The organism is Clostridioides sp. ZZV14-6154 (assembly GCF_020657785.1).
Lineage (GTDB): Bacteria > Bacillota > Clostridia > Peptostreptococcales > Peptostreptococcaceae > Clostridioides.
In genome coordinates this window covers 181,662-198,939 of record NZ_JAGWCY010000001.1, presented here as the reverse complement: position 1 = coordinate 198,939, position 17,278 = coordinate 181,662, and the positions used below count along the sequence as shown (strand labels likewise).

The window sequence follows — 17,278 nt, the reverse complement described above, 5'->3', positions numbered from 1 at the left end:
ATTTTTAAGTAATATACTTTAAAAGAATCTACTAACAAAGACATTAATATTTAGTGATATACTTAGTCATACTTTTTATGAACACCTAATAGTACAGTATCAATAGTGTCAGATAGACCTTTTATAGCTTCTTCTGAATTTAAAAGAGCTTTTCCAAGTTGCAAAGTTGAGTATCCATGAATCACACTCATCAACAAATTTAATACTTCATCTATATTCTTTGTTCTTAAATTACAAGAAAGAATAAGTTTTTCTAATAGCGATTTATAGTCTTCAAATATCTCTGATGTTTCACTGTTTCCATGCCAAATAGCCCATTGAATTGTTTCATAAACCCCAGGATGAGCAATTATAAAGTTAAAATATGCAATACTTACAGATTTTATAGCTGTATCTCCAGAATCACCAATAGCAACTTTCTCCATCTGTTTATTCATTTTCCTCATTCCACTATGAGCAATCTCTCTCAATAAATCATCTAAGCTCTCTATATGATTATACAAAGATGGTGTACGTATACTTAGTTTTTCTGCAACAACTTTTAAAGAAAGCTTGTTAAGCCCATCTTTATCAGCTATATCAGATGCTACCTGTATTACTATATCTCTACTAACACGCATGATTATACCTCTCTCAACTAAAATTAATTACTTTATTAGTTTAACTAATCTAATTAGCTTCGTCAACAATTAAGACTTATAAAACACTTTATATTAAATGCAATGTTGACAATTTAATTTTAGTTTAATATAATACTAATTATATTAGTATTATAACTAATTAATTTAGTATTATAGATAATTAAATTAGAATATTACAGTATAATTTTATAGTTTAATAGATACATAAATAGATACTATATATTAAACTGAGAGGAGATTTTTATGGAAAAGAAATATTTTCAAATTCATGGAATTCCTTCAATTCTTTGGGGAAATTCGTCAAACAAATTGTATATTTACATACACGGACAATGTGGTTATAAAGAAGAAGCCGAAACTTTTGCTAATATTGCTGTTAATCATGGATGGCAGGTTTTAAGTATTGATTTACCTAAACATGGAGAACGTAAAGAAGAAAACATTTCGTTTGACCCATGGAATGTTGTTCCAGAGCTATTAACTATAATGAAATATGCAAAATCTAACTGGAATCAAATTTCATTATATGCAAATAGTATTGGTGCATGGTTTAGTATGTTGAGTTTTGAAAATGAGAATCTGGAAGAGTGTGTTTTTGTATCTCCAATTCTTGATATGAAACAGCTTATCTCTAATATGATGCTTTGGGCAAATGTATCAGAAGAACAACTTAAACATGAACTAATTATTCCAACTTCATTTGGTCATACACTCTCATGGGAATATCTACAATATGTCAAAAAACATCCTATTACTAAATGGAATACTACAACAAGAATACTATATGGTAAACACGATGAACTTACAGAACTAAGTGTGGTAGAGAAATTTACACACCATTTTAATTGCAATTTAACAGTTATAGAAAACGGCGAGCATTGGTTTAATACACAAGAGCAATTAAAAGTATTAAATGAATGGATAAATACTTTGTTTAAGTAAAGATAATCTTATCATTACTGTTTTCATATAAATTAGAGCAATTACTATATCAATTCACTTTATCTTAGTATTATTAAAATAAGCAGGTAAGCAATAAATTAATTATTATAAAAGATACTTTTAAAACTCTTAATCTAGAAAAAAGTATTGTATACTCAAATTAACATAGAAAGAAAAAATAGTGATAGAACATTCTATCACTATTTTTTCTTTCTGTGTTGTATACTTTTAACTTATTTTTACTAATAAAATCTAATCTCTTATGTATTATTAATATACTTTACAGCTATAGTATTAATTAAAATTAAATCTAATAAAATCAACCTAAAATATTTTTAATAAACATATTAGTGTATAAATTTATTATATTGTTTTATCATTCTCATCTTTTATTTCAATAACTTTATTGAATAAAATTGATAGAACTAAAGCTAGAAATCCTATTGATAATGAAACAAATGATACTATAACTACAGGTATTATAGTAATTGCATATAAGTATATATCATAACAATAATATAATATTATCACTACAAAGTTGAATATAAAAATTTCACTAAATGCACAGATGGATATTTTTTTTAAGTTTTTAGGTATCTCTTCTGAAAATGGATTATTTATTGCCACTAGCTTACATAATCTTTTTAACATAAATAATGATACAACATACGGAATAGCACATATATATATAGCTATTGACATTATAGTTGGCATATTTGTATTTGTAATTTCCAAACTACTTTTAAAATACGCTGTCAGTGCTAATGGTGTTAAAATAAGTGATAATAAAGTCAAAATTATTCCAACTAGCACAATATTATTCAATATTTTAGAACTTATATTCTTTTTCATATAAACTTACCACCTTAATATTCTTATTTATATACATTTTATAATATTTTTATATTCTATGTCAATAATTTATTATTGAAAAACAATAAATTATATATTATAATCAATAATATACATTATATTAAGGAGATGATATTTAATGATTACAAGACTTTTTAACAAGATTCTATCAGTATTTTTATACTTTATACTAGTAATTTTAAGTGTATCTGGTATACTATTCATGTGTATGATACCTATGTTTTTATATGATTTTAACTTTGAAAAATTATTTATTTTAGTTGTTAGAATAATGTATTTTTCTAACTATTTCATAGTTATCTTATGCTTAACTTTTATAATTAATAGTACTAAATACTCACCTTTCATGCTTGAAAATGTAAAGAGATTTAAAATAATGGGATATTGCTTATTGATAAATACTATAATTGAATGTATCAATGGTTATAGTTTGAATACCAGTAATATAAGAGTTTTTGGAGCTGATAGTGGAGGAATTTCACCACTTATGGTCATCTCTTTTATATTTGCACTAATGTGTTTTGTAATTGCTGAAACATTTAATAAAGCTATAAAAATAAAAGAAGATAATGATTTAACGATATAGAGGTGATATTATGGCAATTATAGTTAATCTAGATGTAATGATGGCAAAAAGAAAAATATCACTTAAAGATTTGGCTGAAAAAATAGATATTACAAATGCTAATTTATCAATTTTAAAAACTGGTAAAGCAAAAGCTATTAGATTTACCACTCTAAATGAAATTTGTAAAGCTTTAGATTGCCAACCAGGTGATATACTTGAATATGTAGAAGATGATGATGATTAAGAAAAGAGTGTCTAAAACACTCTTTTTGATTATCACCTATAGTCTTTACTATTTTGCTGGAACATTTAGACATGTTGCCAAATCTTTTTCAGGTGTACTAATAGGTATTAAATTAAATGTATCAACTAAATATTGTAGTACATTTGGACTTATAAATGCTAGTAAACTTGGCCCTAAATAAATATTTTTTATATCTAGTGATAATGATGCTAATAAATCTGCTACAGATTTTTGCTCATACCATGATAATATTATTGAAAGAGGAAGACTATTCACATCTGTATCAAATGCATTAGCTAAAGCTAAAGCTATTCTTACTGCTGAATAAGCATCATTACATTGACCAACATCTAGCAACCTAGGAAACCCAGCTACTTCTCCAAAGTTTAACTTATTAAATCTATATTTTCCGCATGCAAGTGTTAAAATTATACAATCTTTAGGAACTTGTTTAGCAAACTCGGTATAGTAATTTCTTCCTGGTCTTGCCATGCTCCTCCAAAGTTACCTACTAAATGAGTATATTTATTTAATTCTGGATATCCATGACAAGGAATCATTTCTCCATGAGTATATATATTTATCCCTTTTCCTTCTGTTTGTTTAAGTAACATTTCTAAATCTTTTAAATCATGTCCTGAAACTATTATAAAAGGTCCTTTTTTTATCTTTACATTTACCTTATGAGGTTCTGGGTTTTTATAAATGGTAGTATTAGGTTCATCTAATTTTTGCATTACAGCAACACTCATATCACCTGTCTTAAGAGTTAATGTTATTAAGTTCTCTAAAGAAATATCATCATCTGTAATTGCTGATAGTGCTCTAAAATAAAATTCATCTACTTGATTATTATAATATACAAGCTCTCTAGCCTGATGCCCATAAGCACTTATTCCTTTTAATCCATAAAGTATTGTCATTCTTAGTGAATGTATATCAGGGTTTAAACTTTCATCAAACATTATTCCAGCTCTTTTAGCATATTCATTATTTACAAAATGTATATACTATTATAAGTATTCTTTATAATGAAAGTAAGTAAATTTAAGGGGGACTCCTAAATTATTCAGCCAGTTGCCAAAAAGATATTTTCTTTTTGTTTTTATGAAAGTTTTTTAGGGGGATAATAATATATGTTTAGAGATAAAATGGGTAGATGTACACATATGTTAACTGCTTATATTGGCAGTTCATATGATTATTGTGATTTTATAGATACACAGTTAGATGATTTTATACTAGAGTATGGAGAAAATGTGGTAGAATCCTGCTTGCATCAAGTTATGGTATTGGTAAGTAAGTATAATTAGATAGGCTTTATTTTCTAGAAAACCCTTTTTAGTTTTATCTACTTTTATATTAATACAAAGCTCTTAAATATATTTTTAAGATTAATAATAACCAAAAATGTTAACTAAAAAATATAATTGAATAGACATTTCTATTAATCTATGATACAATAGTATTTGTAGTAATACACAATTAAATCAAGTATATCTTGATATAGGTTAATAGGAGTATTTTTAAATGAATAATGGAATAGTGAAATGGTTTAATAATGAAAAAGGATTTGGATTTATATCAATAGAAGGTGGAGATGATGTATTTGCTCATTTCTCAGCTATACAAACTTCAGGATTTAAATCATTAGAAGAAGGTCAACAAGTAAGCTTTGATATAGTTAAAGGCGCTAGAGGTCCTCAAGCAGAAAATATAACTATATTATAATATATAGATTTTTCGGGAAAGACTCTTTTGAGGGTCTTTTTTTATTGATAATTTAAGCAAAATCTTATTTAAATAAAAAAACTGACTGCCAGTTAAATGTCAGTCAGTTTTTTTATAGAATTTTTACTCAAACACTGCTAGATTTGAGACTTTTAATAATTAATCCTACTTATTAATATACAAGCTTTACTCATATACAGAATATCTCTTCCAGATTTGCTCTAAGTCATCGAAGTGCTGTTTAATATCTTCTTTTTCTTTCATTCCAACAGATATAGCAAGAGCATTTGAAATACTAAGTGCTGGAACTAGTGAATCTACAAATGAAGCCATATTACTCTTAACCAAAAGAGTATTGTCTGCAAGTGCTGCCACTGGTGCAAATAAACTATCTGTTAATGAAATTACATGTGCTCCTTTTTCCTTAGCATAATTGACAATTTGATAAGATTTTTTTGAATAACGTGGGAAACTAATTGCAACTATAACATCTTCTTCGTTTATTCTTACAATCTGTTCAAAAGCATCTCCCATATCCATTCTAATTATATGGACATTATCAAGTATTATATCTAAGTAAAAACCTAGGTATTGAGCTACTACAAAAGAGCTTCTCATACCAAGTATATATATTTTTCTTGCCTTTAAAAGTTTATTCGAAGCTTCTTTAAATGCTTTTTCATCAATTTCTTCTAATGTTGATCTTATATTATCTATATCACTCTTTAAAACTTTGTTCAATATTGCAAAATCATCGGAATAATCATGTGCCATTTCAACTCTTTGTACTGTAGTTAATTTATTTTTTATGAGTTCTTGAAGTGCAGCTTGTAATTTTGGATACCCACTATAGCCCAGAGCATTTGCAAATCTTACAACAGTAGATTCACTTACTCCTACAGTTTCACCTAATTTGCATGCAGTCATGAATGCAACCTTATCATAATTATTTAAAATATATTGTGCTATAAGTTTTTGACCCTTACTTAACCTCGTATATTGAGATTGTATATTTGATATCAAATGTTTACTATCTTTCATTTCATTTGTTTCTTCCATTTTTTTCTCCTTTTAGTTATCTAAACTATTTTCTTTTTATGACTACTACTATTTTTTCTAAAAATTTTATTATTTTAGTTTTTATCTCAGATTCTTAAACTCATAAAATTCTAACTTTTCTGTACCTTATACTTCACATAGTATTTTCGATTAAATTTATTATACCATTTTTCCTTGCATTTTTTAAGATTTGTTCAATATTTCTTTTAAAATTTTCAATTTTTACTCATTTAAAAGTTAAATATTTTATTCTGCATATTTAAGAATATCTCTTACTTCGAAAGCAAATTATCATATGCTTATTATTTAAAGTATTTTTAAAAGGTTACAATATATATATTAACTCTTAATAGAATCTTGTCAAGTTTTTTTTAGTGTTTATTGTGATTTTTTCTTTTCAATTAAAATCAATTGTGGTGGGTTATTGACTTGATTTAAAAATTTAGATTCTAAAACATTAAATTCATCTTGATTTAAATTATTTACAAAATTATATATACTATCTTTTTCTTCTTGACCTCCATCATGTCCTGTATATATAGCAATACTTATTATTCCATTTTCTTTTAATATTTCTAAGCTAGACTTTATAGCTTTTAAAGTTGTATCTGGTTTAGTTATAATTAGATGTTTTGCTCTTGGAAGATATCCTAAATTAAATAAAACACATGAAACTTCTTCTTTTACATATTTATTTATATTTTCATGACCATCAAGTATTAATTTTACTCTATCTATATATCCTTCTTTTTCTAATTTTTTTCTTGTAGATTCTATAGCTTCTTCTTGTATATCAAATGCATATACAAAGCCTTCTTCTCCAACCTTTTCAGCCAAATACTTTGTATCATAACCATTTCCCATGGTAGCATCTATTGCTATATCACCTTTATTAATAATATTTTCTAAATAAAATTTATTTATATCTGTAATTTTAGTTAAATGTTTTGCATATGCCATAATATCATTTCTCCCTGCTATTAACTTCATTTCATTTTCATGCTATTTTATTGATTTTAAATATTTTATTTCGTCTTCCGTTAAATATCTATATTCGCCAATTTTTATATCTTTTAATACTATTTTCCCTACAGAAATTCTTCTTAGGTTTAAAACTGGATGATTTATAGCTTTACACATTTTTCTTACTTGTCTATTTCTTCCTTCATGTATTGTTATTTCGCATACTGAATAATTCTTTTCTTTATTTTCCTTAATTACTCTAATTTTAGCAGGTGCCGTTGTGTAATCTTCTATTTTTAGTCCTTTTTCAAAACTTCTTATTTCATCCTTATTTATAATTCCTTTTACACTTGCCACATAAGTTTTATTAATTTCATGTTTTGGATGAGTAAGTTTATATGTTAAATCTCCATCATTAGTAAGTATCAAAAGCCCACTTGTTTCATAATCTAACCTTCCTATTGGATATACTCTTTCCTTTACATCTTTTAATATATCTATTACACTTGGTCTATTAAACTGATCTTTTACAGTAGTTATATAACCTTCTGGCTTATTCAATACTATATAGACATAATTTTCGCTTGGCTTTACTGCTTTATTATCAAATTCTACTATATCTTTTTCTTCATCAATATTAAAAGATAGTTCTTTTACTATATTTCCATTTACCTTTATTCTTCCTTCAAGAATGATTTCTTCTGCTTTTCTTCTAGATGCAATTCCACAAGAAGCTATATATTTATTAATTCTCATACATAATCCTTTCTTATCTTAAATTATATGTTATTTAATATTTTTATCAATGTTAATTTTGTTACATTATTATACTATACTAGACCTTAATTAAAAACAAGCCAAAAAATTATTTAATTTTCCTAAATAATTGTAATTTCTTTTCACATACTATTAATATGTAATAGCTGATTAAACACTATTTTAAGGAAGTGATTATTATTTCAAAAGAAACTGTAAAATATTATTTAATAGTCGTGTTTATTGGAATTTTATTTTTTAAATTTATTAATACTCCAGCAGATTTTATATCTAGCATTGAAGGATTATTAAGCTTTTTTAGTCCATTTTTACTAGCGATTTTACTTGCTTTGCTTTTAAATCCTCTTGTAATGCTTTTTGAAATAAAATTTAAAACACATAGGCTTTTATCCATTTTTTTATCTTATATATTGATAGGTATTATTTTAGCTTTTGGTATTAGATTGCTAATTCCTTCAATAGCCAATACATTAAATAGATTGATAAATGAAATGCCTATTTACACTGATTATATAAATAATTTTATAGAAAAAAATATGTCAAACATAGATTTTTTAAAAGCTCTAATTCCTCATATACAACATAGCTTAGATAATGCATTAAAAGAAGCTAGTAATTTTATTAGTAGAATTCCTAAAAACTTTTTAATCTATACACTTAGCATATCATCTATGCTATTTAGTATGGTAATGGGCTTTATATTATCTATATATATTATATATGATAAGGAAAAAATTGCATTAGGATTTAAAAGATTACTATATTCTTCTACTACTAGAAACAAAGCTGATGACATTATAGAATTTTTTAGAACTACCCATGATATTTTTTATGATTATTTAATTGGTAGAATTTTAGACTCTCTTATTATTGGTATAATTGCATTTATAGGATTTCAATTTATCATTCGAATAGAAAATGCTTTATTTTTAGCTTCAATAATATTTTTAGCAAATATAATACCTTATCTAGGCCCATTTATTGGAGCTATACCTCCAGTAGCTATGACAATTTTATACAGTCCACAAAAAACCATATGGGTTATCGTATTTATATTTATATTACAACAACTAGATGGAAATTTCATAGAACCAAAGGTTATGGGCAATCAAGTTGGAATAGGAGCTATATGGATAATTTCTGCGATTTTAATAGGACAGTCTCTTTTTGGTTTTATAGGTGTTTTTCTTTCAGTACCTGTAGCTGCTGTTGTAAAAACTTCTATTGATAAATATATTGACAAGAGATTGCAATAATTTCTGTCTTTTATAATTTTAAAAATTAATTATTATCTATTACATTACTATAAAAAAATGAAATTAACTCTTGGCAAAGAATATATGCTAAGAGTTAATTTCATTTACTGATACAAAGTTTTAATTGTTTATATGTAATACTTTACATTTACTGATTATTTGAGTTCTGAGAATTTCCACCACTATCTGACCCTCCGCTATTTTCTGATGAAGGTGGAGTTGGTGTCGGTGTTGGATTGCTTGTATTTGGTTTTTCTTGATTTTGAGAAGAATCATTGTTAGTTACATCTTTGTTATTATTTGAAGTTGTATTTTTGTTTTTGGAATTAGATTTATTATTTTTACTCTTTTCACTATAGGAAGATTTCTTTGCTTCTGATTCCACTCTATACCTATCTTCTCCAGCTGTATCTTTTGCCTTTTTCTTTCTTTCTTCCTCTGCTTCATTCTGTTCTTTTTCTAATTTAGTCAATTCCTCTTTCTTTTTAGATGCTTCATTTTTAATAACAGAGGACCCGTTTTTGATTTTCTCTATAAGCTTAAGTTCTTTAATTGCATCCTCATAATTTGTATCTTTTTCAAATTCATCTACATTTAACATTCTCATAGATTGCATATACATAGCTCTTGCATTTTCATTAGCGCTATCTTCTTCTAATGCAGAGGATAATGCTTCCATAGCTTTTTTATAATCATGTTTCTCTAAATATATTTTTCCTTGTTCAGTTGAACTTATTTCATCTTTTTTATTAAATGAACATCCTACAAGAAATATAGATAATATCGATATCAATAAAATTACTCTTCCTCTCATTAAATCCCTCCTTGTCATATACTTTAAATTTTATCATAATCGGGAAGTTTTTAAAATATTTTATATTTATTACAAGAAAATTGTTAATAAAACAGAAAATAAGTAGATATAACTTGAATAACTATAACAAACTAAAAATTAGTTTAAATCTATAGATATATCATGTAATCTACTTATTTTAAAATTTAATATTTAATTCTTATTCTATATTTCTAAAGATAATAAGTCTTCATAACTTTGTCTTTTACAAATTATCTTGGCATCTCCATCAAATACTGACACTACTGCTGCTCTTGGTATTTTATTATAATTTGAAGACATTGAATATCCATATGCACCTGTTGATGTTGTTATAAGTACATCTCCACTTTTTATATCCATTATATCTATATCTCCAATTAATATATCTCCGCTTTCACAACATTTGCCTGCTATTGTTACATGATTCATAGTTTCATGGTTAATCTTATTTACAATACTGCATTCATAATTAGCTTGATATAGTGAAGGTCTTACATTGTCTGTCATACCTCCATCTACACTTACATAAACTCTAACATCTTTTATATCTTTTATTGAACCTACTGTATACAATGTACTTCCTGCATTTGCAACTATTGATCTTCCTGGTTCTATTACCAATGTAGGTACTTCTATTCCAAGTTCTTTACAGGAATTTTCTGCTTTAGTGATTATAGTTTCGCAGAATTCTCTTATAGTTTTAGGTTTATCACCTTTACTATAATAAACACCTACACCCCCGCCTAAGTCAATTTCTGTCAACTGTATATTAAATTTTTCTTTTATTTCTTTTACCAAGTTCATCATTATATCTACTGTATCTATGTATGGTTCTACATCAAATATTTGTGAACCTATATGAGCATGAAGACCTACCAATTTAATATTTGTATAATCATTCAATTTTTCTATTGCTCTAAACAAATCTCCATTTACTAAAGCAAAACCGAATTTAGAATCTATTTGACCTGTTTTTATATAATCGTGTGTATGAGCTTCTATGCCAGGTGTTATTCTAAAATATATTTCTTGAGTTTTCCCCTTCTCTTCACATAATTTTTCAATTAAATCTAACTCATAGAAATTATCTACTACAAACTTACCTACTCCCAAATCTAATCCCATATTTATTTCTTCTTCAGTTTTATTGTTTCCATGAAAGAAAACTTTTTCCATAGGAAAATTTGATTTATAAGCTGTATATAGTTCCCCTCCTGAAACTACATCCAAACACATGTCTTCTTCATTTATAAGATTACACATATAGAGAGGTAAAAATGCCTTACCTGCATAAGCAACTTTATTTTTTCCATCTTTAGCTTTAAAATATTTTATATATTCTCTACAATTTTGTCTTACTAAGTCTTCGTCAAATACATATAATGGAGTTTGATATTTTTTACTAAGCTCTAGACAGCTTACCCCTCCAATATATAATTCGTTGTCTTTTACAGTCATAGTTCCATGAAGTTTCATAATATCCTCCCTAAGTTTTATATATTAAATACTTCTGCTATTTTCTCAATAGCTACTTGTTTATCATCAGAATTTATGGCACAAGTTATACGAATTTCTGATGTAGTTATAAGTTTTACCATTATACCATTTTCATTAAATATCTTAAATACTTTAGCAGCAACTCCAGAAGTGTTTTTCATACCAAGACCTACTAAAGAGAATTTAGTGATGTTATTATCAATTACTACATGTTCTTCATTTGTATATTTAGATACTATCTTTTTGCACTCTCCTAATTCTTCTTTTGGAACTGTAAATGACACACTTATTTTATCTAAAATAGGTGCAGTTTGACTTATCATATCTACACTTATTCCCATAGTTGCTATATCTTCAAATAAACTAGATATATTTTCTACCTTAAAGTCTTTTATTGTTATAGAGCTATCATCATCACTGGTAGCTAATCCTGTTATTACTTTATCCTCTAATTTCATGTCTTTTCCCCCTCTTATATATGTTCCTTTTACTGTACCACATGTACGTCCAACATAAATTTCAACACCATATTTTTGTGCAAGCTCTATACTTCTTGAATGCATTACTTGTGCTCCTAAACTTGCTAATTCAAGCATCTCTTCATATTCAATCTCATCAAGTTTACTTGCCTTTGAATATTTTCTTGGGTCTGTAAAATAAATTCCATCAACATCTGTATATATCTCACATTTACCATTTAGTTTAACTGCAAGAGCTACAGCAGATGTGTCTGAACCACCTCTTCCAAGAGTAGTTACATCACCATCTTCATTGATTCCTTGAAATCCAGTTACTATTACAACATTCCCTTCATCTAAACTATTCTTTATTCTATTTACATTTATATCGTCAATTTGAGATTTTCCATGAAGTCCACTTGTTTTTATATTTAATTGATAAGCATTATAGCTTATAGCTTTACAACCAAGTGCATTTAATGCTATTGATAATAAAGAGGCTGAAATCATTTCTCCAGTAGACATTAGAGCATCTAACTCTCTTTTACTAGGTTCATTACTCAATTCTTTTGCCAAGTTTATATATTCATCTGTTGATTTTCCCATAGCAGATACAACTATTACCATTTGTGGATTTTCTTTTCTTCTTTCTATTATATTTTCTGCAATTGACTTTATTTTGTCAGTATCTGCAACTGAACTTCCTCCATATTTTTGGACAATTATACTCATGCCTTTTCCCCCTCAAGCTAAATTTTGATAAATAAAAACGCCCAAAGGTATACTTTGGACGTGTGAACTTCATAGACCAAGTAACCTTGTAGCTCACCACTTTAAAAGTGACAGCCTTATGCATATTCTGCATAAGTCCAGAAAACTTGTTTGTCAACAACTTTTCTTCGGCTATAGACCCTTTCATCAATCATCAACACTTACCAGCTACTATTGATTACTCTTGAATATAGCTACCTCTACCCTAGGCTCATTATTATTAATTAATTTATTAATATAGTTTTATCATATTCTATATAATATTGCAACATTTTTTTTACAAAATGTGGCAAATCAAAAAATTTATTTTCTAAAAATATCTTATATACAATTAAATAGTTTATTTAATCCTAAATCTATAAAATTTATACTATACTCATTATCTTCTCTCTCTAAGTCATTTAATTCAGATAAATTATCTGGTGTAACCACCAAAATATTTGGTACTCTAAAAAATGGAATTGTAGATTTATCTATCTTTCTAGAGAGATTCTCATATTTAGAAACATCTATTTCATTATTTAGATCAACATCTACTAAGACCTGCTTTATATTGCCAAATTGATCTGTATATTCAATAAATAAATCATATTTCACATCATCTACACTAACATTTCGGTAAAATCTTTTTACATCACAACCTGCAGTATTAATTCTAACAACTAGTTCTGACCCTACTAGAGCCTTTATTAAATCATCTCCCTTAAAAAGCTTACTACCATTCAAATAGTAAACATATGAGAGGTCCTTATAGTTACGATAATCTACATCACATGGATATTTTTTTAGTGTATACTCACTACACATTTTTCTCAATGTTTTTTTGAAATTTTTTTTATTGTATCTTTTTTGGTCTCCATAAATCTTTCTAAATTGAGCTTCTGTAACACATCTAACCCTGCTAATTAAAAGCAATATCTCTTTTTCCATATTCGTCATAGTACATTCTCCTTGAAGTATTATTTGCAAAGTTGTACTAATATTATATTAAATTTATGACATTAAATTTACAAAGAATTAAAATAAAATAGCTAGTTTTTATAGAATTTATTTCTATAAAAACTAGCTATTAATGCACTAAACAATATCTACAATTTTTTTACTAAGTTACATATTGCTTTGACTTTCAGAATCTTGTGAATTTGTATCTTCATTAGTTCCTGTTTCTTGTTTTGCTTTTTTATCATCAAAATTTGCAATGTTTAAGTTATCAAATTCTGACATTTCAATTACACTAGATTCTTCTTTTGAATATGATATTTTGACTTTGTCTCCAACTTGAGTCAATGGTAATTCGCTAGATACTTTTGAGGTAGCTTTAAATATTATCTCCTTATTAGAATCTAAAGTCACATAATAATTAGTATTTCCTCCTCGCACATCAGGACTTATTCTAGTTACTACACCTTCTATAACTTCATCTTTCATATCATTATCAAGTTTTAAGTCATTGCCTTTAGATTCTAATGAATCTTTATAATTTCTTAAAGCTTCATTTTTATCTTCTCCTATACCAAGTACATTATAATCTTCAACAGATACAAAGGCTACTCTCTTTACAAGACCAGCTTTATCTTTTAAAGATGATACATATGTTGGTTGACCTAATATATTGTACATTACAGGGAATGTAGCTTCATAATTCTTTTCTTGAACATTACCTTCAGCTGATTTCATCGCAGCTGTCTCAGTTGCTCCTGGCTGCTTATACAGTCTAGCTTCTTTAGTTCTAGAGTCAACAAGCATAAATCCAATTGTAGATTCATCTCCACCAGAAGATGTTATACCTGTATACCAATATGACCTATTATCATTTCCATAGACTAGCGATGTCCCTTCTGTTGGCACTAGTACTCCTTTTTCTGATATAACAGAATTTAAAAATCCATTGACATAAACACCCCAGTCTTGAATTTGGTCTGTTACAAATTTTTGTGGTTGTATTCTATCTACCCATTTAGGTGTATTTTTAACATTATAGACATTTATTTTTCCAGTTTCTGCATCAACAGTAGCTATGCCTGTGGCATTTGCTCCTCCATAACCAATTTTATGTTCATATAAACTTACAACCCAATAAGGTCTTCCTTCATCATTTATTTCAAGCGTAAAATCTGTCATACCAACATTTACAATACCATGTATGTATAAATGTCTTTGTAAATCTTGATGTAAATAAGCTTCTGGTTGATATATTATTTTTATTGGTTTTCCATCTATTTCTTGAACTAGTTGAACATCTTGAGGATTACTTGCTGACACCTTCACATATCCACTTGTACCACTTAAAGATGTCACCCATTTAATTATATCTCTATGCACAAGAGGTGCTACCCAGTACAACTCTCCATCCACATTTTGTATATGAAACTTTCCTAATTTTGATACACTACCTATAGCTGGAACTTCTCCAAGTTTTTTATCACCTAATTTCATGGCCATGTCTTCATCTACAAGACGAATGTCATTTACGCTGACAGGACTCATATCATCACTAAATTTACTCTCAGTCACCTTTCCTAATAAGTCTTTATAGGCTTTTGCATGAAGTACAGGTGTAGAAGCTATAAAAGGTACAACTACGACATACACAAGTAAAGCTATTGCTATTGAAAAATTATATTTAGCAAGTTTAGATGTTCTTTCATTTCTATCTAGCATCATATCTAATATTCCTGCTACAACAAAAAATATTATTCCTAATGAAAATAAAGATGTGAAATCTAGTCTAAGTACAGGTAATTTAATAAATGCATAAATTACTACAATTATGAGTGAAACTCCATATGTTTTAAGATATCGTTTCATTTAATACTCCTCTCTATAAAATATTATTATTACTATTATATCCATATATTTACAAAAAATAAATATTTATCATATTTATTATGTATTAAGATATCTTTATACTTTTATTCCACTGTTTATTTATTTCTATTCGATATATATATCAGTAAAATATTATAATCGTGCAAATAACGACAGAAAATCAAAAACTGAAGAAAGTGTTCTAACTAAGATTTACGAATTCTTAATCCTCTCGAAGTTAAACTACCATCTTCAGCCTAATTATTTAGCAATATTTTTATATGATAAATTTTAAAATAAATTTTTTATATGTTTGCCATTTTGGATACATAAGAATGCTGTCTAGAATTATATTCTGACAATAGACCTTCATACTCTAAAGTTAAACCATTTAAATTATAAAAATCATTTGGTGTTACTTCAAAGGCTTCTTTATTCAAAATATCTATTTCACTTTTTTCTAACATATCAGCAACAAAGTTTGAACATACATATTTATATTCAACTTTTCTGTGAATATTCATAGACAAATATATCAATGCCATTATATCATAATAGTAATCTTCTCTATAATCACTAATCAATTTTATATTTTTAAATAGATTTTCATATTGTAAATTATCTACTTCTAATGAATATACTCTACATACAGTGTTTTTTCTTATAGCATATAAGCCTTGATTTATATTTTCTTCAACAAAACCTCCAATAAATGGATTTCTTGGATTTAATCTCCCAAAAGAATACATTGGCTTTAAATTTTCATTTAATGATATTGACACATGTGTATACAGTTTTTTACTTATATTTCTTATTAAATAAGATAATACAGTTCCTGTATATGTTGTTACAATATAAATTTTATTCATCATTTCCCCCCAATCTAGTAATCTAGTAATTAAATAATATTATACACTTACAACTTAATGTCATAAAATATTCTAACATAATAAAGGCTATTTTACAAATTTTGATTTTAAAGTGCTTTAATATTATATAAAATATAATAAAAATATAAATATAAATTTTCTATATTTTTAACCAACAGATGTTTTCTTTAAATTAATCAAATGATTTAGTATATCCTGAGCTTTTCCAGAATCCTTCAGATAACCTAATGCCCCATTTATTTGTGATTTTAAATCTATTTCTACTTCCATATCCAAATCAACATTTCCTTTTTTTATAGATATATTTTTAAGTGTTACTGGATAAAGATAACTTTTCTCTAAAGTAATTTTATTTCCATTAACCTCAAATGGAACCTTTTTATTGTAATTACTTAGTATTTTTTCTAGCATTTTATCACTTATTTTAAATTTTCCAATCATTACATTTTCAAGACTTACAACCAAATCTTCATTTTTTAAAGTGGGTTTTAGTTCAAGCTCATATTGGCTATTGATTAGACCAAAGACCTTATATGGACCTGCCACTTTTATTTTTCCATCCTTCATCTCAACAAAATTATTTTCAAATTCTTTAATTCCGTGTTTATTCATTAATGTATATATTAGGTTTCTAAACTCTTCTTCTGAAACAGATACTTTTCCAACCATTCTAAGTGGATTTTTTACTATTTCCATAGCGTTTATATATGAACCTTTTGATAAATACTCTTCGTCTATGATTTTATTATTTTGTGAACTAACATCATATCTCTCTTTTGGTGTTAGTGTGTATACAACAATACCTGTTAACACTAAAATAATAACAATTAAACTTAATATAATCTTTGCAACCTTTCCCATCATAGTCTCCTTTACAAATCTGTCAACAGATTTAAAATAAATTTAGATAACTAACTTCACATAATATTCTTAACAATATACATATTATAATACAGTCTTTTAAA

Annotated in this window: 20 protein-coding genes and 1 riboswitch; of the genes, 6 read left to right on the top strand and 14 right to left on the bottom strand. The window is 26.6% G+C overall.

The window, feature by feature from the left end; genetic code table 11:
• Nucleotides 1-62: 62 nt before the first annotated feature.
• Complete coding sequence (locus KGF45_RS00860) at nt 63-620, bottom strand: TetR/AcrR family transcriptional regulator (protein ID WP_227827945.1); 558 nt, start codon at nt 618-620, stop codon at nt 63-65.
• A gap of 264 nt (nt 621-884) precedes the next feature.
• Here KGF45_RS00860 and KGF45_RS00855 point away from each other — a divergent pair, with 264 nt between their 5' ends.
• On the top strand, nt 885-1,583 hold the full coding sequence (locus KGF45_RS00855) for an alpha/beta hydrolase (RefSeq protein WP_227827944.1): 699 nt from the start codon (nt 885-887) through the stop codon (nt 1,581-1,583).
• A 363-nt stretch (nt 1,584-1,946) separates the two neighbouring features.
• Here KGF45_RS00855 and KGF45_RS00850 read toward each other — a convergent pair whose 3' ends face one another.
• A complete protein-coding gene (locus KGF45_RS00850) occupies nt 1,947-2,435 on the bottom strand; it encodes a DUF2975 domain-containing protein (RefSeq protein ID WP_227840546.1) in 489 nt (162 codons plus the stop codon).
• Between the two features lie 139 nt (nt 2,436-2,574).
• Between KGF45_RS00850 and KGF45_RS00845 the strand changes: the two genes are divergently transcribed.
• A complete protein-coding gene (locus KGF45_RS00845; RefSeq protein ID WP_227841609.1) occupies nt 2,575-3,042 on the top strand; it encodes a DUF2975 domain-containing protein in 468 nt (155 codons plus the stop codon).
• Nucleotides 3,043-3,052: 10 nt separating this feature from the next.
• Entirely contained in the window at nt 3,053-3,268 is a 216-nt protein-coding gene (locus tag KGF45_RS00840; protein ID WP_227827941.1) for a helix-turn-helix domain-containing protein, read from the top strand.
• A gap of 48 nt (nt 3,269-3,316) precedes the next feature.
• Here the strand turns inward: KGF45_RS00840 and KGF45_RS20355 are convergent, their stop codons facing one another.
• Complete coding sequence (locus tag KGF45_RS20355) at nt 3,317-3,760, bottom strand: hypothetical protein (protein ID WP_413840396.1); 444 nt, start codon at nt 3,758-3,760, stop codon at nt 3,317-3,319.
• Nucleotides 3,697-4,233, bottom strand: coding sequence for a hypothetical protein (locus KGF45_RS20350; protein WP_413840398.1), 537 nt, complete (start codon nt 4,231-4,233; stop codon nt 3,697-3,699). Before KGF45_RS20350 ends, KGF45_RS20355 begins: the two co-directional genes overlap by 64 nt.
• Nucleotides 4,234-4,404: 171 nt before the next feature.
• Between KGF45_RS20350 and KGF45_RS00830 the strand changes: the two genes are divergently transcribed.
• Nucleotides 4,405-4,581, top strand: coding sequence for a hypothetical protein (locus tag KGF45_RS00830; protein ID WP_227827940.1), 177 nt, complete (start codon nt 4,405-4,407; stop codon nt 4,579-4,581).
• Nucleotides 4,582-4,798: 217 nt separating this feature from the next.
• Nucleotides 4,799-4,999 (top strand): cold-shock protein, encoded by a 201-nt coding sequence (locus tag KGF45_RS00825; RefSeq protein WP_021384215.1) that lies wholly within the window; start codon nt 4,799-4,801, stop codon nt 4,997-4,999.
• Between the two features lie 186 nt (nt 5,000-5,185).
• On the opposite strand, the gene KGF45_RS00820 is transcribed toward KGF45_RS00825, so the two are convergent.
• From KGF45_RS00820 to KGF45_RS00810, 3 genes are all read right to left on the bottom strand, one after another.
• On the bottom strand, nt 5,186-6,058 hold the full coding sequence (locus KGF45_RS00820) for a MurR/RpiR family transcriptional regulator (protein WP_227435034.1): 873 nt from the start codon (nt 6,056-6,058) through the stop codon (nt 5,186-5,188).
• 378 nt (nt 6,059-6,436) lie between these two features.
• Nucleotides 6,437-7,018 (bottom strand): class I SAM-dependent methyltransferase, encoded by a 582-nt coding sequence (locus tag KGF45_RS00815; RefSeq protein WP_227841608.1) that lies wholly within the window; start codon nt 7,016-7,018, stop codon nt 6,437-6,439.
• A gap of 42 nt (nt 7,019-7,060) precedes the next feature.
• A complete protein-coding gene (locus KGF45_RS00810; protein ID WP_227841607.1) occupies nt 7,061-7,777 on the bottom strand; it encodes a pseudouridine synthase in 717 nt (238 codons plus the stop codon).
• A gap of 236 nt (nt 7,778-8,013) precedes the next feature.
• Here KGF45_RS00810 and KGF45_RS00805 point away from each other — a divergent pair, with 236 nt between their 5' ends.
• Entirely contained in the window at nt 8,014-9,054 is a 1,041-nt protein-coding gene (locus tag KGF45_RS00805) for an AI-2E family transporter (RefSeq protein ID WP_227841606.1), read from the top strand.
• A gap of 148 nt (nt 9,055-9,202) precedes the next feature.
• Here KGF45_RS00805 and KGF45_RS00800 read toward each other — a convergent pair whose 3' ends face one another.
• From KGF45_RS00800 to KGF45_RS00770, 7 genes are all read right to left on the bottom strand, one after another.
• The gene (locus tag KGF45_RS00800) at nt 9,203-9,868 is read right to left on the bottom strand and encodes a hypothetical protein (RefSeq protein WP_227840542.1); all 666 of its coding nucleotides are present in this window, start codon (nt 9,866-9,868) and stop codon (nt 9,203-9,205) included.
• Nucleotides 9,869-10,072: 204 nt separating this feature from the next.
• On the bottom strand, nt 10,073-11,365 hold the full coding sequence (gene lysA, locus KGF45_RS00795; RefSeq protein WP_227827935.1) for a diaminopimelate decarboxylase: 1,293 nt from the start codon (nt 11,363-11,365) through the stop codon (nt 10,073-10,075).
• Nucleotides 11,366-11,382: 17 nt separating this feature from the next.
• Entirely contained in the window at nt 11,383-12,576 is a 1,194-nt protein-coding gene (locus KGF45_RS00790) for an aspartate kinase (protein WP_227840541.1), read from the bottom strand.
• 81 nt (nt 12,577-12,657) lie between these two features.
• Nucleotides 12,658-12,826: riboswitch (Lysine riboswitch) on the bottom strand.
• 110 nt (nt 12,827-12,936) lie between these two features.
• Nucleotides 12,937-13,554, bottom strand: coding sequence for a hypothetical protein (locus KGF45_RS00785; protein ID WP_227827933.1), 618 nt, complete (start codon nt 13,552-13,554; stop codon nt 12,937-12,939).
• Between the two features lie 168 nt (nt 13,555-13,722).
• Nucleotides 13,723-15,423 carry a hypothetical protein gene (locus KGF45_RS00780; RefSeq protein WP_227841605.1) on the bottom strand — a complete coding sequence of 567 codons (1,701 nt, stop codon included), beginning with the start codon at nt 15,421-15,423 and terminating at the stop codon, nt 13,723-13,725.
• 305 nt (nt 15,424-15,728) lie between these two features.
• Nucleotides 15,729-16,292: a hypothetical protein gene (locus KGF45_RS00775; RefSeq protein ID WP_227827931.1), complete on the bottom strand. Its 564-nt coding sequence runs from the start codon at nt 16,290-16,292 to the stop codon at nt 15,729-15,731.
• Between the two features lie 168 nt (nt 16,293-16,460).
• Entirely contained in the window at nt 16,461-17,174 is a 714-nt protein-coding gene (locus KGF45_RS00770; protein WP_227841604.1) for a DUF2140 domain-containing protein, read from the bottom strand.
• Between the last annotated feature and the right edge of the window lie 104 nt (nt 17,175-17,278).

Coding starts and splice junctions, on each gene's coding strand:
- KGF45_RS00770 (WP_227841604.1), bottom strand. CDS start 17,174: ATGGGAAAGGTTGCAAAGATTATATTAAGTTTAATTGTTATTATTTTA.
- KGF45_RS00815 (WP_227841608.1), bottom strand. CDS start 7,018: ATGGCATATGCAAAACATTTAACTAAAATTACAGATATAAATAAATTT.
- KGF45_RS00785 (WP_227827933.1), bottom strand. CDS start 13,554: ATGACGAATATGGAAAAAGAGATATTGCTTTTAATTAGCAGGGTTAGA.
- KGF45_RS00790 (WP_227840541.1), bottom strand. CDS start 12,576: ATGAGTATAATTGTCCAAAAATATGGAGGAAGTTCAGTTGCAGATACT.
- KGF45_RS00840 (WP_227827941.1), top strand. CDS start 3,053: ATGGCAATTATAGTTAATCTAGATGTAATGATGGCAAAAAGAAAAATA.
- lysA (WP_227827935.1), bottom strand. CDS start 11,365: ATGAAACTTCATGGAACTATGACTGTAAAAGACAACGAATTATATATT.
- KGF45_RS00860 (WP_227827945.1), bottom strand. CDS start 620: ATGCGTGTTAGTAGAGATATAGTAATACAGGTAGCATCTGATATAGCT.
- KGF45_RS00850 (WP_227840546.1), bottom strand. CDS start 2,435: ATGAAAAAGAATATAAGTTCTAAAATATTGAATAATATTGTGCTAGTT.
- KGF45_RS00855 (WP_227827944.1), top strand. CDS start 885: ATGGAAAAGAAATATTTTCAAATTCATGGAATTCCTTCAATTCTTTGG.
- KGF45_RS20350 (WP_413840398.1), bottom strand. CDS start 4,233: ATGTTTGATGAAAGTTTAAACCCTGATATACATTCACTAAGAATGACA.
- KGF45_RS20355 (WP_413840396.1), bottom strand. CDS start 3,760: ATGGCAAGACCAGGAAGAAATTACTATACCGAGTTTGCTAAACAAGTT.
- KGF45_RS00830 (WP_227827940.1), top strand. CDS start 4,405: ATGTTTAGAGATAAAATGGGTAGATGTACACATATGTTAACTGCTTAT.
- KGF45_RS00780 (WP_227841605.1), bottom strand. CDS start 15,423: ATGAAACGATATCTTAAAACATATGGAGTTTCACTCATAATTGTAGTA.
- KGF45_RS00800 (WP_227840542.1), bottom strand. CDS start 9,868: ATGAGAGGAAGAGTAATTTTATTGATATCGATATTATCTATATTTCTT.
- KGF45_RS00845 (WP_227841609.1), top strand. CDS start 2,575: ATGATTACAAGACTTTTTAACAAGATTCTATCAGTATTTTTATACTTT.
- KGF45_RS00775 (WP_227827931.1), bottom strand. CDS start 16,292: ATGAATAAAATTTATATTGTAACAACATATACAGGAACTGTATTATCT.
- KGF45_RS00810 (WP_227841607.1), bottom strand. CDS start 7,777: ATGAGAATTAATAAATATATAGCTTCTTGTGGAATTGCATCTAGAAGA.
- KGF45_RS00820 (WP_227435034.1), bottom strand. CDS start 6,058: ATGGAAGAAACAAATGAAATGAAAGATAGTAAACATTTGATATCAAAT.
- KGF45_RS00825 (WP_021384215.1), top strand. CDS start 4,799: ATGAATAATGGAATAGTGAAATGGTTTAATAATGAAAAAGGATTTGGA.